This is a genomic window from Streptococcus sp. NLN64 (genome assembly GCF_015831295.1).
Taxonomy (GTDB): domain Bacteria; phylum Bacillota; class Bacilli; order Lactobacillales; family Streptococcaceae; genus Streptococcus.
On the sequence record NZ_JADXDQ010000006.1, the window covers coordinates 1 to 14,271 of the forward strand.

At 41.7% G+C, this 14,271-nt stretch carries 16 protein-coding genes, 1 tRNA gene and 1 other RNA gene; 14 read left to right on the forward strand and 4 right to left on the reverse strand.

The features are described from left to right. Positions 1 to 688, reverse strand: a 688-nt coding sequence (locus I2503_RS01695; protein WP_196966815.1) for an IS1380 family transposase, incomplete at its 3' end; no start/stop codon positions are given. A 202-nt stretch (positions 689 to 890) separates the two neighbouring features. Between I2503_RS01695 and I2503_RS09555 the strand changes: the two genes are divergently transcribed. The 10 genes from I2503_RS09555 (at position 891) to I2503_RS01740 (ending at position 8,053) form a co-directional block, all read left to right on the forward strand. Continuing rightward, a complete protein-coding gene (locus I2503_RS09555; RefSeq protein WP_247644659.1) occupies positions 891 to 1,121 on the forward strand; it encodes a transposase in 231 nt (76 codons plus the stop codon). Between the two features lie 99 nt (positions 1,122 to 1,220). Further along, on the forward strand, positions 1,221 to 1,496 hold the full coding sequence (locus I2503_RS01705; protein WP_247644660.1) for a hypothetical protein: 276 nt from the start codon (positions 1,221 to 1,223) through the stop codon (positions 1,494 to 1,496). A gap of 223 nt (positions 1,497 to 1,719) precedes the next feature. Next, the gene (locus I2503_RS01710; protein WP_196966817.1) at positions 1,720 to 2,292 is read left to right on the forward strand and encodes a hypothetical protein; all 573 of its coding nucleotides are present in this window, start codon (positions 1,720 to 1,722) and stop codon (positions 2,290 to 2,292) included. 82 nt (positions 2,293 to 2,374) lie between these two features. Continuing rightward, on the forward strand, positions 2,375 to 3,205 hold the full coding sequence (locus I2503_RS01715) for an ABC transporter ATP-binding protein (protein ID WP_196966818.1): 831 nt from the start codon (positions 2,375 to 2,377) through the stop codon (positions 3,203 to 3,205). Continuing rightward, entirely contained in the window at positions 3,195 to 3,908 is a 714-nt protein-coding gene (locus tag I2503_RS01720) for an ABC transporter permease (RefSeq protein ID WP_196966819.1), read from the forward strand. The genes I2503_RS01715 and I2503_RS01720 overlap by 11 nt, the downstream gene beginning before the upstream one ends. A gap of 15 nt (positions 3,909 to 3,923) precedes the next feature. Continuing rightward, a complete protein-coding gene (locus I2503_RS01725; RefSeq protein ID WP_196966820.1) occupies positions 3,924 to 4,130 on the forward strand; it encodes a hypothetical protein in 207 nt (68 codons plus the stop codon). A gap of 207 nt (positions 4,131 to 4,337) precedes the next feature. Then, positions 4,338 to 5,171 carry an MFS transporter gene (locus I2503_RS01730; RefSeq protein ID WP_247644661.1) on the forward strand — a complete coding sequence of 278 codons (834 nt, stop codon included), beginning with the start codon at positions 4,338 to 4,340 and terminating at the stop codon, positions 5,169 to 5,171. Positions 5,172 to 5,553: 382 nt separating this feature from the next. After that, on the forward strand, positions 5,554 to 5,685 hold the full coding sequence (locus I2503_RS09755) for a hypothetical protein (RefSeq protein ID WP_282097720.1): 132 nt from the start codon (positions 5,554 to 5,556) through the stop codon (positions 5,683 to 5,685). Positions 5,686 to 6,143: 458 nt separating this feature from the next. Next, a complete protein-coding gene (locus I2503_RS01735) occupies positions 6,144 to 7,244 on the forward strand; it encodes a hypothetical protein (protein ID WP_196966822.1) in 1,101 nt (366 codons plus the stop codon). Beyond that, positions 7,241 to 8,053, forward strand: coding sequence for a DUF692 family multinuclear iron-containing protein (locus I2503_RS01740; RefSeq protein ID WP_196966823.1), 813 nt, complete (start codon positions 7,241 to 7,243; stop codon positions 8,051 to 8,053). The genes I2503_RS01735 and I2503_RS01740 overlap by 4 nt, the downstream gene beginning before the upstream one ends. A gap of 215 nt (positions 8,054 to 8,268) precedes the next feature. Here I2503_RS01740 and I2503_RS01745 read toward each other — a convergent pair. The 3 genes from I2503_RS01745 to I2503_RS01755 form a co-directional block, all read right to left on the reverse strand. Then, positions 8,269 to 8,341 (reverse strand) — tRNA-Lys (locus I2503_RS01745). Further along, a non-coding RNA gene (gene ssrS / locus I2503_RS01750) (6S RNA) lies at positions 8,341 to 8,533 on the reverse strand. The genes I2503_RS01745 and ssrS overlap by 1 nt, the downstream gene beginning before the upstream one ends. 66 nt (positions 8,534 to 8,599) lie before the next feature. After that, positions 8,600 to 9,862: a replication-associated recombination protein A gene (locus tag I2503_RS01755; RefSeq protein ID WP_196966824.1), complete on the reverse strand. Its 1,263-nt coding sequence runs from the start codon at positions 9,860 to 9,862 to the stop codon at positions 8,600 to 8,602. A 72-nt stretch (positions 9,863 to 9,934) separates the two neighbouring features. On the opposite strand from I2503_RS01755, the gene I2503_RS01760 reads away from it, so the two are divergent. The 4 genes from I2503_RS01760 to I2503_RS01775 all read left to right on the forward strand — a co-directional run bounded on the left by I2503_RS01760 (position 9,935) and on the right by I2503_RS01775 (position 14,268). After that, positions 9,935 to 10,405, forward strand: coding sequence for a DUF3013 family protein (locus tag I2503_RS01760; RefSeq protein ID WP_196966825.1), 471 nt, complete (start codon positions 9,935 to 9,937; stop codon positions 10,403 to 10,405). A gap of 12 nt (positions 10,406 to 10,417) precedes the next feature. Beyond that, on the forward strand, positions 10,418 to 11,365 hold the full coding sequence (prmA, locus tag I2503_RS01765) for a 50S ribosomal protein L11 methyltransferase (RefSeq protein ID WP_196966826.1): 948 nt from the start codon (positions 10,418 to 10,420) through the stop codon (positions 11,363 to 11,365). A 1-nt stretch (position 11,366) separates the two neighbouring features. Then, positions 11,367 to 12,116 (forward strand): 16S rRNA (uracil(1498)-N(3))-methyltransferase, encoded by a 750-nt coding sequence (locus I2503_RS01770; protein WP_196966827.1) that lies wholly within the window; start codon positions 11,367 to 11,369, stop codon positions 12,114 to 12,116. 412 nt (positions 12,117 to 12,528) lie between these two features. Beyond that, positions 12,529 to 14,268, forward strand: a complete 1,740-nt coding sequence (locus tag I2503_RS01775) for a hypothetical protein (protein ID WP_196966828.1) — start codon at positions 12,529 to 12,531, stop codon at positions 14,266 to 14,268. Positions 14,269 to 14,271: the final 3 nt, after the last annotated feature.

Below are 14,271 nucleotides of genomic sequence, written 5' to 3' on the forward strand. Positions count from 1 at the left end.
CAATAGACGTGTAGATTTGTGGAGAGGCAAAACCGCTGTCCATACGGAAAAGTAACTGTTTAAAACCTTTTAAAATAGGTTGAAGAAAATCCACTGCTCCATGGGAACAATAGTGATTTCCAGGACGCAACTGAGCATTGAAACAATAGCCCGTTTGACTTTCAAAAGCATAGAGAGGATGGTAGCCTGTAGCACGGTAATGGGCATTGTAATCCGAACCTTCTTGCTTCCCATAAGTTGTAAAATGAGTTGAATCGACATCAATGATAAGATTATCCAACTGATGAAATTGTAAAAAGAGTTGGATTAGTTCAAAATTAAGCTGTCTTAAAGCCTCAACAGTTTCTTCCGTTGCACGTGAAAAGAAACGCGACAGGGTTGATTGAGAGGCAACTTGTTTCGACTCTAGCAGCTGATAGAAATAAGCATCATCTTTCAATTCTTGACAGGCATAGTCTGTATCATGACCCGCTAGAATTTGAAAAATGAGTTGGATAACAATCATTGTGTCTGAGTAAAGAGGGGAATGGCGTTGATCATTAGTGACTAAATATTTGGAAATTAACTCAGTCAGCTTCAAGACCTCAAACAATTCTTTAAAGAGAATCAGTCCGCCATAATTCGTTAGATTTCCTCCCTCAAAAGAAAAATTATTGTTTTTAGCATTATTATTTGTTAGACTGAACATGTGGATTTCCTTTCTTTTTATTTTTTTTTGCACTTATATCATAAAGGGGAAATCCTTTTTTGTCTAGTCGAATGTTTCACCCAATGGGTGAAAAGCAAAACCTTCCAGAAACCCTGTGATCAATACGGTTTCTGGAAGGTTTTTAAGTTAGGTATGAATAATTTGGGTTAATATTTTTTCTGAATCTAGTTTGGAATTCTCCTTGGCACATCCACAACGAGTCAAAAATGTTCCGGGTCGGAAAACAGATATGAAAGATGCCGAATGGTTAGCACAACTGGGCCGCTGTGGTTTAATTGAATCATCCTATTTACCCACACCTGAAGTTATGGAGCTTCGCCTACTAACTCGAAGATATCGGTCCTATAAAGAGAGCCTTACTCAGATTAAAAATGAGATTCATAATCTTCTTCAGAGATCCAATATTAAATGAACAAGCTTTCTTTCTGACATATTTTCAAAAACCGGTCAGGCTTTACTGGAATTATTCATAAACGGAGAAGTCATTGATGAAGAGAGTGTTAGAGCTTGCATGCACGGTCGTGTCAAAGCTCAAGCTATAGACTTGGTTGAAGCCATGAATGGAAAGCTCTCCAGCGAGGACTGTTTTCTCATGTCACAAAGTCTAATACAATATCGCATGATACAGAGTCTCATTGAGGATTTGGACAAGCATATTAAATCCTATATAAATAAACACTTCCCCGAAGAATATCAATTATTATTGACTGTACCTGGCGTAAGCGAAAACGCAGCTGCTGTTATCTTAGCAGAAATTGGTCCTGCGAGTTTCCCAAAGAGGAAGTAAGATGAAGGCTGTTATCGCTTGTGCTCATAAGATACTAAGAATTGTCTACAAACTTTTGAAAACACATCAAACTTATGAAGCAGTAAAAGCATTAGGGATGCGGCAACACCTTTAAGACATTTTTAAATATGTTCACCTTAAGTATAACACAGATAGTGTTTTTTGCGCTTTTTTACTGTGTTATTTTCAAATAAAAGACTATAATTGGACAAGTTTGGAATTTTTGGAGACTAGTTTTCCGACGATTTCTAAAGACGCTATCCGACAAAAAAAAGCAACCCAACTAGATACTCTAGAATCTCCCAAAATTGTGATTGCTGTTTCTTTTGGAGTTCCAGTTTTGTTAGACTATCTCCAAAAACATCCCACTCAGCTGAATGCTCTCATTTTGATTGATGGGTTTGATGAAATTCCTGATTTACAACAATTGCCCGTATTGTTTGAAAATCAAAAAGAGACTTTTTCAACCCAAGAAGCTTATCTGGATGAAATGGTTAGCTCAGATTCTCCAGTAGGGGAGGAAGTTGCCTCGATTTTATTCAAAAATCTACAAAAGGAAGAATCTGCTTATCGTGTTCGTTTGGGGAACCGAGCTGCCATCAATTACTTGGGTCTGTACTCCGGCTTTGATAGTCAAGAAGCCCTGTTACCAGCTGTCAATCAAACTGAAAAGGTGATTCTTTTTTCCCATATTCCGTTAGCTTTACCTCATCATCTGATTCATCCTCAAGACCATTTGTTGATGCTAACTCAACCTGAACAGTTAAAAAATACTTTGGTAAAGCTACCTGAATAGTCGTGTGAAAAATTTCATGCTCTTTTTTTCAATCCTCATTTTTGTTACAATATTTTGTAAAAAATAAGAAGGGATGTCCTGTATGATCCGTATAGTAGGATTGAAAAAGAGTTTTGGTCAGAAAGTGGCTTTGGATAAGGTTGACTTGGAACTGGCCAGTGGAGAAATTTTGGGATTTTTAGGGCCATCTGGTTCGGGGAAGTCAACAACCATTGGGATCTTGACGGGACAGGTGGATCCGGATGCGGGTCTGGTTCAGGTTTTCGACAAGGATGTGAAAGACCTAGGGGCGGAGGATTTTGCCCAAATGGGTTTGATGAGTGATGCTCTTGGTTTTTATGAAACCTTAACGGTTTATCAAAATCTGACTTTTTTTGCTCGCTTCTTTCAAATTCCAATGAAAGAGGTGGATGCCTTGTTGAAGCGCTTAGAGTTATGGGAGGAACGGGATGTTCGGGCGTCTAAGCTATCGACGGGGATGAAGCAGCGAATGATGCTGATTCGGGCGGTGCTTTATCGTCCTCAATTGTTATTCTTGGACGAACCAACATCCGGTTTGGATCCAAGTTTGACTAGAAAGATTCAAGACTTGCTGCTGGAATTGAAAGAAGCAGGTGTTGGAATTTTTCTGACGACTCATAATATGGAAGAGGCGACTCGCCTTTGTGACCGCTTGGTTTTGCTTCATAAGGGGCGGATTGTGGAGTCTGGGACACTGGAGGAGATTCGGGAACGTCAGGTACCCAATGAGGATTTGGTTACAATTCGCTATCGGGATGGCCAATCAAGAGTCGTTCCACGAGCTGAGGTCAGCCAGTACTTTTCGGATCAGGTGATTGGAATGGATTCAACGGAAATGGATTTAGAAGCGATTTTTATCAAACTGACAGGAGCATCCCTACATGAATCATAGAGTAAAGAGCCTACTTTGGTTACGTTGGCAATTATTACAAAGCAATAAGTTTTTGTTATTTGTCTATCTGATATCCCCTTATGTGGATGCTTATTTGTTTCGGATTCTCGTTGAAATGATGGGGGGGAGAGAAGAAGAAGCAGGTATGGCTCTTCTCGTATCTGGACTCTTATTAGGGGGTCTTACCTATGCCAACGCAGCAGTTTTTGCTTGTGCTATAGCTGCAGAGGAGAAACAGAAACGGAATCTTCGGACCTTGTCGCTTGTGGGAGTGACAGTAGGGGAGTATCTGCTATCAACAGCACTCATCCCTTTTGGAGCGGCGATTATTCTGGGGAGTGTGACCCCATTCCTATTTGGTTTACCGGTTACGAATTGGTTACTTTACTTTGCCTTGTTATTTGTAACTGTGGTAACCTATTTGCTAGTTGGTTTGGCCATAGGCTTGTTCTTGAAGAATATTGCCCAAGCAACTATTGTTTCCATGGTCTTGTTTTTACTTTCTTGCCTCTTACCTATGTTTTATGTGGATTGGACTTGGCTCCAAGGATTCATCGATCTTAGTTTAATGGGAGCTAGCCACACATTCTTGGTGACGGGTAGTGTGAAATTCATATCCCTTTTGGCTTTGTTGATTTGGTTTGGCCTGGCGGCTTTTCTAGCAATTTGGGCCTACCAGAGGAACCGAAAGGAGGAGCGGTAGTTTTTAGGAGGAATTGTGAAAAATTCAGATTTTAGGCGTTTGTTTATGGGCCGATTGTTTTTGAATCTAGGGGATAGCTTGGTCTACATGATTTGTATGTGGTACTTGTATCAAGTAACTCAAGATTCATTTTATACGGGAGTTGCCAGCGTCCTGTTTTCTCTGCCAGTTTTGCTTGGAATGTTCTGGGGTCCTATTGTGGATCGTCGAGATCAGAGGTGATTATTGAGGACTCTATCAGGTCTTCTTGTTCTGGCTCTCTTAATCCTCAGCCTTGTAAGTCATTGACTAGGCTTTAAACTCTGGTTTCTATTGCTCGCCATTCCAGTATTGGCGACGGCTTCGGAGTATCTTTATCCGGTAGGTGAGGCTCTCCTGCCTCGAATGGTAGCTCAAGAAGAGTTAACCAGAGCGAATTCCTGACTGATGATGTCTAGCACAGGTGCAGATTTATTTTTTAATGCTATTTCTGCTCTTATCCTGTCCCTGTTTAGTCTCAATCAGCTCTTTGGTCTGACGAGCCTTATTTTCTTTCTAGCTTTCTTTTGTTTTAAACGAATAAAGACTTCTAACCACCCAAATAAGATAGGTCAGGAAAAGAGGGACTTCTGGGGCAACTATGCAAAGGGACTCAAAGAAGGATTGGCTTTCGTGCGGCAACCACTGGTGCGAAGGCTTCTTTTCCCGATTTTGCTGATGAATTGTATCTATACAATCTTTTATGAGAGCTTGCCGGAGTTTACCAGCCTAAACTTTCAGACACCAACAGTTTATGGCCTCTTGTTACTACTGTTAAGGATCGGTGCTATGCTGGGATCTGGCTTGAGTGAGTTTGTGTCAACCTGCATTCGAACTGGTTATTTGGTTGTCTTTTTTTACTCAGTTACTGGGCTTGCTTGGATGTTAGCGGTAGTCAGCCTCCGAATTCATGTACTCCTGCTCATGATGCTCCTTACCCTCCTTTCAGATCTTTTCAATGGTGTGGTAAATGTGGCTTACTCTGTACTCTTCCAAAAATTGCCTCCACAAGAGATGATCGGACGGGTGCATACGATAAATGTGACCCTGCTGCAAAGCAGTGTGCCTCTAGCTTCTTTACTAGGAGACCTATTCGTGAGAAACCTTGGTGCCTCCACTATGATGGTGATTTGTGGAGCAAGCCTGCTCTTGCTTTCCCTATCGCTCTTGCTAAGTTCCTCCTTCCGAAGTCTACCTAAGATTGGAGAGATTGGGGAAATGGAAGAAAGTTCAAGTGAAGTATAAGTTAAGATAGAAGTAAGCATGCTAAGTGAAAAGAGTATCAAAAAAAGCCTATAAACTAGGCTTTTTCGTCTGTATTCATCTGCCCCCTGCAGGCTGAATTTTTTGTAATTATTTCGAGATAATGATTAAAAATGTTGATTTAAAGCGATTTTGAGAAGTGTGAAAGTTGAGTTAAATGAGTATTTTTAAGAAATTTAGATGGGCAAAAAAAACGGACAAGTAATTTTATTTACCAAATACACAATGAACAAAGATTTTATAATTAAATTTATACTAAATACAAAAAATAAAAAATATTCAGAATTTTATTGACAAATATACATGTGGGATATATACTATTATTGTAGACGGTTACAAAAAATAAGAAAAAGGAGTACTGACAATGATTACTGAAAAAGCAACAACTCTGAAACAAGCATCACAAGAAACACGCTATGATTTTGAACGTACCATTACGGAAGTATCTTCAAAACAAAAAGGAATTGGACAAAAAACTTGTTATGACTGGAAGTAAGTCTTACCTAGGTATAGTTTAGGAGATGCAATTTATTGCATCTCTTTTTAAGTATAGGAAGGATGTATCATGGATAGAAAAGATATGATATTTAGTTCTCTGGGTTCTGAAATGAAATTTAGATACACGATCTTGGAGAGGCATCCTCAGTTATTGGATGTCGAGCTAGATTTTAATAGAGTTTTTTATTTATTTTTTAAAGAAAATGGGAGATTTACTTTATATTTTTATATTTCATTTGTTAATTTTTTGATCAATTCACATGTTGATTTTGAAATTTGTAAATCTGTATTGAGGTATGCAGCAAGAAGTTTATTATTTAATCGAAATGCGATTTATATGATGAAAAGTGATTCCTACGTCGGTTTTTTTTAGAAAAGATGATGAAATTTTTGGATTTACGGTATCTGAACAAGAACTAAAATATTTGATGAAAGAGTATGGTATTTTGAAGGAGTATGGATGTTATGGATCTCTCTAATGATAAGAAAATATACTGTGTTTATTTTTTAAATTTATTAATTTCAGGTTTTTTCTATTCCTTTATGACTGGTACTTTGATTCGTTTTAATAATCAAAACACATTGTTAATTTTACTGATTTCTTCTGTAATAGATCTTTTGTTACTGTTAGGTCTAAAGAAAACAACTGTGATTCAAAGTATATCTTTAAGGAATTACTCTTGGATTACGTTCTTGATTTGTTCAATGTTTTTTGGTTTGATAAGTTTTAAGGATCAGCTAGAACTTTATTTATTGATGTATTCTGTGATTACGCTTCTTATAAGTTGTATGGCTTTGATATTGCAAGAACAAATTTTAAAAGTAGAGTTAAGCTTGACCACGGGTTTTTTTAATATTCAACTTTTAAGAAATGGTTCTAAAATGTTGGGGTTCTTTTTAGGGATTTTATTATCAGGGGATAGTTTGAGGATGTTTTTTTTATATCTTTGTATGATTTTCCTTTTTTTTAATTCTCTTTTTAGTTTTTCTTTAACCGAAAAGGTTCAATTAGAATCTGTTCAAAGGCAGGTTGGGATTCTAGGAAAGGAATCATACCTGTTATTGGGGATTACAGGTACAACTATGGTAATTTGGATTCCCTTGATTACGAAAACGTTTATTGAAGGTGGACTGGATACAATTTCGTGGTTACCTTTCTTATTACCGGGGATTACTTCGATTTTATTAATTCAACTTCAGAAAAAGCACATGTGGCTATTTACTTCTACTGTTATTGAATATATTGCTTTATTATTGTTTGTATTATTTTTCTCTCTGCGAATTTTGTCTATATTTCCAATTTTACAAGCGATAATTTTTAGTTTTTTAACTGCCTGTCTTATTTCTTTGGGAATTAAAGTTAGAAAGTATTTTTTACAGGTTAATCAAGAAAATGATATGAAGTACATTTTACAAACATTGACTGTAAATGGTTCATTCTTTTCAATTCTTTTATCTTTATTTGGAAGGGAAGCAACTTTTTTAGAAATAGGATTATTTGTTTTAAATCTGCTTGTTATCTTTTATTTATTATTTAGGAAGGAAAAGTATTTATGAAAATCGGTGTTTGTTACAGACCTCATATCCATAATCAATTTTTGGATCTTTTAGTGAAAAATGTAAATTTTTTAGAGATTATGCCAGAAATTACGGATATTAAAGATATGAAGCATATTAAAGAATTATCTGGATTGAATAATATTGATTTGGGATTGCATTGTTTAAGGACATCAATATTTTCTCCTGAAGGACCTCAAGAGGATATGCTAGATAAATATTTTTATGTGTCTGAATTTCTTAATTCTAAATATTTTTCTGACTATATTGCCTATTCTTATATTGACAATGTTTATTTAACTGCTGTTCAACAAATTGAATATAATGATAGGAGTTTAGAGATTTTTCAAAATAATTTACCTACTATTGCTGAATATTTTCCTGAAAATTTTTTGATAGAAAATATTACTCAAACAGAATTAACTAATGATCAATATACTGAGTCAGAATTTATTGATAAAGTTATTCAATCAACAAATGTTTCTTTAATGCTTGATATAACAAATATGTATATTACATGTAAAAGGAATAATAAAGATTTTAAGCAGTATGTAGAATCTTATCCTTTTGATAAAGTTAAAGTAATGCATGTATCTGGTCTTACGATAGATGAAAGAGGGGTGTATCAGGACACACATTTTAATAATTTAGATGATGAAATACTTGAAGCGGTAAAATATGTGAAACCTTTTTTAACTAATTTAGAATATGTTCTAGTGGAAAGAGATTTCAATGTTAATTCTGCAGAAGATATTCTTAATGATGTAAATGCACTTAAAGATATTTTTGCTTCATCTATTTTTAAGTAGACGTGTACATCATAGATTTTTTTAGAAAAGAGATTGTGAAAGCAGTCTCTTTTAGTATTATTGTAAATTGTTGTTTTTATCTTCCCAAAAATACCAATTTTTCGGAAAGAAGTGATTGAATAATCGAGTTTCACAGGAAACGGACACACGGCGGACAAATCATAAAAGAGTATCAAAAAAAGCCTACAAAATAGGCTTTTTCGTCTGTATTCGTATCCTCCCTGCAGGGATCGAACCTGCGACCCACGGATTAAGAGTCCGCTGCTCTACCAGCTGAGCTAAGGAAGGAAATAGCTGTATTGGTGCCGAAAATTCATGGTTTGTATTGAACCCGCGCAAATAAGCAGGTGGGTGACATGCTCTAACTGAAGCTGCTTCCGTGTGGAACGGCCTGCACGCGGTTAGATGTCTTTGTCTCCCGGGTTATACAAAAAATAGTCGGTCAACACTTAGGTATGAATTCGCACACCACAGCCTATCTTTATATATATGATACCACTTTTTTTAAAATTGGCAAGAGAAAAAGTTAAAAAAGTGAAACCGCCATCATGTTTTGGCTTTAGCTTTGTCAATCCAGTCCTTGCGTGCGGCCAAGGCTTTTTCGTAGCGTCCGGTTTGGTTGGGTTGGAAATAGTGGCGATTTTTGAGGGGGGTTGGAAGGTAGTCTTGGTCTACCCACTTGTCAGGGTAATCGTGGGGGTAGAGATAAGGTTGTAGCTTGTTTCCGGCATGGGTTCCGCTTCGGAGATGGTCTGGAATTGGAAGGGAGCCGAAGTTTTCAAGATCGGCCAAGGCTTGGTTCATGGCTGCGTAGGCGGAGTTGGACTTAGGGGAGAGGGCTAGGTCAACAATGATATTGGCGATGATAATTCGAGCTTCGGGGAGGCCGATGCGTTTGGCAGCTTCCAATCCGGTGACGGTGTGGATTTGTGCTTGTGGGTTCGCTAAGCCGATATCTTCGTAAGCGATGACAGTGAGGCGGCGGGCTAGGCTGTCTAGGTCACCGCCTTTAATGAGGCGGGCACCGTAGTGGAGGCTGGCGTCGACATCACTGCCGCGGATTGACTTTTGGAGGGCAGAGAGGAGGTCATAGTGGCCGTCGCCGTCCTTGTCTAGGGTGAGGTGGCTGCTTTGCAAGCATTCTTTGAGGATATTCAAGTCAAGGTGGACTTGGCCCTCTTCGTTTTTGGGGGTTGAGAGAGCCGCTAATTCTAGGGTATTGTAGGCTGCACGAAGGTCTCCGTTGCTGACCTGGCTGAGGAAGGTTAAGGCCTCAGAGGTCAGTTGGACGGGGAAGTCAAAGCCACGGTTAGGGTCTTGGAGGGCGGCTTGGATGCCGGCCTTCATTTCGTCTGTGGTCAGGGGTTTGAGTTCGAAGATTTGAAGTCTGGAGCGAATGGCGGGGTTGATGGAATAGAAGGGGTTTTCGGTAGTGGCTCCGATGATGGTTAATTGACCGCTTTCTAGAAGAGGCAGGAAGAAGTCCTGTTTGTCTTTGTTGAGGCGGTGGATCTCGTCTAGGAGGAGAACCAAACTGCCGGAGAAGCGGGCTTCTTCGGCGATTTCCTTCATGCGTTGTTTGGTGTCGGTGGTGGCATTGAAGGTGCGGAATACCTGACCAGTGCTGCCAGCTAGAGCGCTGGCAATGCTGGTTTTTCCAATTCCGGGAGGTCCGTACAGAATCATGGAGAAGAGTTTACCGGCTTCAACCATGCGGCGGAGGACTTTTCCAGGGCCGACCAGGTGGGATTGGCCGACGATTTGGTCTAGGTTGGTGGGGCGCATGTTCAGGGCCAGGTTTTGATTCACGACTTTCGTCCTCCTTCAATCTTGTGGTAGAATAATAACTACTATTATAGCACAGAGAAGGAGACTCACCCCATGGCTAAATATGGATTTATTGAGGTTCTTGACCAGGAGATGGACAAGGCCTTTCCCTTTGATTATGAGATTCAATGGGATAAGCGGAACCATGCGATTCAGTTGTCGTTTTTGTTGGAGATTGCCAATCAGGAGCAGGTGGCTCTACTTGATGAGGAGGACCAGGTTTTTGCGGAAGAGCTTTTGTTAGAGGAGTCGCTTTTGTTTGTCAATCCAGCCAAGTCCCGCTATGAGGCGGCAGATTATCTGACGGTTCTGCCCTATGATCCTAAGGTTGGGTTTTCCCGTGAGTTTTTAACTTACTTTGTACAATTTTTGTCAGATCTAGCCGAGTCTGGTTTGGACGCCATCTTTGATTTTTTACAAGATGAAGAAGCGGCAGATTTTGAGTTGGTTTGGGATCAAGCGGCATTTGATCGTGGTTTGGAGCAAGTGGAAGAGGGACTTCGTTACCCGTATCCGCGTTATTAGGAGGAAAAAAGGATGTGGCAAGAATTAGCGGTTGTGGTAAATCGTGAGGGAGAAGAGTGGATGAGTGACCTCTTGATTGGTCTGGGTGCCCAGGGGGTGGCGATTGAGGACAGTCAAGAATTTCAGCGACAGGAAGATGGCTTCGGAGAATTGTTGCCAGAGGTAGATGTTCTGCCGACAGTGACCATCCGTGCTTACTATCCGGAACAGGTTGACTTGTCAGTTCTGTGGACGGACTTAGAAACCGCTATTGAGGCAGCGCAGGTGGATTTTGATAAGACGGCTATCCGAATTGAGTCCCAAGAGTTGGAAGAGGAAGACTGGGCTGAGAATTGGAAGAAATACTATGAGCCAGCTCGGATTAGTCACCAGTTAACCATTGTCCCTTCTTGGACAGAAGATTATCAGCCTAGTCCAGGTGAGAAATTGTTACGGTTGGATCCGGGGATGGCTTTTGGAACCGGTACCCATCCAACCACGAAATTGAGTCTCTATGCACTGGAACAGGTCCTTCGTGGGGGTGAACGGGTTCTAGACGTGGGAACCGGTAGTGGGGTTCTATCCATTGCGGCTGTTCAGTTGGGAGCAGAGCGGGTCTTTGCCTATGATCTGGATGAGGTAGCTGTGAAAGTGGCCCAGGAGAACATTGATTTGAACCCGGGTTCTGACCAGATTCAGGTAGCTGCGGGTAACCTCTTGGTTGGGGTAGAAGAGCGAGCCCAGGTGATTGTTGCCAATATTTTAGCGGATATTCTAGTCTTGCTGACGGAGGATGCCTACCGTCTCTTGGAAGAAGAAGGTTACTTGATCATGAGTGGAATCATTGCGGATAAGTGGACCATGGTTCGGGAGGCGGTAGAGGCTGCTGGTTTCTACCTAGAGCGTCAGATGATTGAAGGGGAATGGAATGCGGGGATCTTTAAAAAGACCCAAAACCCAGAAGGTGTGATTGGAGGCTAGTATGCAGCAATATTTTGTCCAAGGTCCGGTTAGCAACCCTTACCAGGTACAGGATAAGGATCTCCTCAAACATTTATTTTCTGTGCTCCGCCTGCAGGAAGGGGAACAGCTGATTTTTGTTTTTGACCAAGGAGAAAAATGGCAGGCAAAACTGACAGATCGGGAATCTGCTCTCTTCGAATTGGAGAAGCCTGTAGCTGCTGATAAGGAATTGCCGGTTCAGGTGACTTTGGCTTGCGCCTATCCCAAAGGGGATAAGCTAGAATTGGTGGCCCAAAAAGCTACCGAACTAGGGGTTCATCAAATTTGGGGCTTCCCTGGCCAATGGTCAGTGGTCAAATGGGATGCGAAAAAATTAGCCAAGCGCCAGGAGAAATTGCGGAAGGTGGTCTTGGGAGCAGCTGAGCAAAGCAAGCGAGACTTGCTTCCTCAGGTGGAACTGCTGGCCAACCAGGCTGAACTGTTGGAACGAATGGATCAATTTGACCATGTCTTGGTGGCCTATGAAGAAGAAGCTAAAGCTGGCGAAAGAAGCCGTCTGGCCCAGGTGCTTCGCCAGTTAACGGCGGGGCAGAAGGTGCTGGTGCTTGTCGGACCAGAGGGGGGCATCAGTCCTCAAGAGATTAGCTCCTATCAGGAATACGGTGCCCAGCTGGTCGGCCTCGGTCCTCGGATTCTCCGAGCTGAAACCGCCCCCTTCTATCTGCTCAGCGCCATTAGCTATGAGCTGGAATTGTCTGGTGACGCGTGAGTGGAAGGTGTTTCAGGATAAAGATTCGTGAAGAGAGTGGGACAGTTGAGTATACTAACTTAAAGTACGGCAAGACGAGCTAACACAGTAATAAAAGATAAACTAAAAGAGTATAATACTCATTAAATTTCAAAATCTGACGTTGTCAAGCCTCTTCGGTGAACTTCAGTTCTACCATCATCGGCTTTCCTAGTCATTTTTTTGAAATTTTTCGAGTATTCCGATTTTGAAGTTTGTCCAGTATAAAATCGAAAGGTTGAGACTTCTGTCCCAGCCTTTTTTCAGATAGCTGCAAAAATCCATAGAAGAGTATGGTATAATAGGAATATTGATAAAATTGGGGGGCCCTGTCTCTAAAGGTTTCCCAATCAGATTTAGGAAAAGTTTGGAAAAGGAAAGTAGGAGCCAGAATATGCGGACTTTGTTAATAGGGAATACGTCTTATGTAACGGAGACCTTTATTCAAGAAAGTTTCCCTCAGGGAGCGGTTTTCATTTTTGGAGAGTCAGAGATAAGTGCAGGGACAGACCAGCAGGTGACAGTGGTGTCGCCTGCGCAGAGTCCCTTCAGTCTGACTGAAATTTTGGAAGCCTATGATTTTCAGCAAGTGGTCTTTTTCTCGGATCACTTGACCTATAAAAATCCTAGTGCCCAGTCTCTTGCCTCCCTCCGGGAATTATTGGCTGCTTTGGCGCTTGGAAAGGCTTCCGTTAGCAAATTCTTATATCTGACAGGTCCTCAAGTTCAATCAAATCTACCTGGGTTGATGGATTTGGAGTTGGATTTGTTGGAGTCTTGGCAAGGCCGAGCTTATAAGGTCTTGCAGCTGCCGTACCTCTTTTCAACCTGGGAGAAGGAGCCTTATTTTGCCAAGATTCTAGGACAGGCCCAGGTGCAAGGACGGTTGGAGTTTATGGAGCGGGAGAATCAGGAAGCTCCCTTTGCAATCTTGGATACCTTGTCCTCACTCATTTACCGCGTTCTAGACAGTTGGGACGGCCAAACAGAAACCCTGACCTGGTTCCCAAGTGAACCGGCGACTTTTGGGGAGATTGCGGACATTTTGCAAAAAAATAAAGAGTTAACAGGTTACGAAATCTACTTCCGAGGGCAGGAGCAAGAACTGTACCAGCCTATCCAAGGGAATCGGCTAACAGATCGCTACCAGTGGTCTGAGCCAGTAGAGGTGATGGCTCTACTACCACAGCTGGGTGATCTTAGAGTGGATGAAAAGGTTTGGGTTCCTGTAGACCAGGGAACTGCCCCTTGGGTGGACTATGTTCTTCTCCTTTTGGGAGCTTTGCTAGCCCAGGGCTTGCAGTTGCTTGTGGCCCAGCAGTCTTTTAGCCTCTCTCTCTCCTTCCCACTCCTTTATCTGGTCCTTGTGGCCCAGGCTCGGGGGATGAAGAAGGGATTCTTGGCTATGGGGGTGGTTCTGCTCCTTCAAGTCGCCTTCGCTCAAGGGCAAGCTTTGAGTCTGCTGAGTTCGGCTGCGTTTTGGCTACAGTTTTTGGCCTATGTACTGGCTACAGCTTTAGCGGGTTACCTGCAGATGCAAAACCTGGATCGGCAAGCAACCTTGCGGGCGGAGCAGGCTGCTCTGATGTCGGAACACCAAGCCTTGCAAGAAAATTACCGTCATGTGCTCGAAGATCGACAATCTTTGCGTTATCAGATTCTGAGCGAACGGGGTGGTTTTGGTTACTTCGCGACCCTCTTCAACCATCTGGCTCAGGCTCCGGGGGAGGCCCTCTTTTCTGAAGCCTTGAGTCAGTTGGATACCAAGATTCAAGCCCGAGATATGGGGATTTACCGTTTTGATCAAGGGTTAGTAACCGCCCATCTGGTGGTTGGCAAGCAGGAAGGGATGCCGCAAAAGATTGATTTATCGGCGCTTCCACGTGTCGCTACGCGTATTCAGGAGGGCTCCTCGTGGGTGAATGCGGATCTCTTGGCTGGCTATCCAGCTTACGCTGTTAGTATCAAGCGTTCAGGTCAGGTTGCTTATTTGCTTTGGATTGAAGGGGTGGACTTCCAGCACATGAATTTGCAGGAGTCCCAGCAAATTGAATTTTTCGCCCAGCTTTTGGGATTCTTCCTGGAAAGGGAAGAGGCTCAGAAGTCCTTGGGGCATTTGAATGGGGAGGGCTAGTCT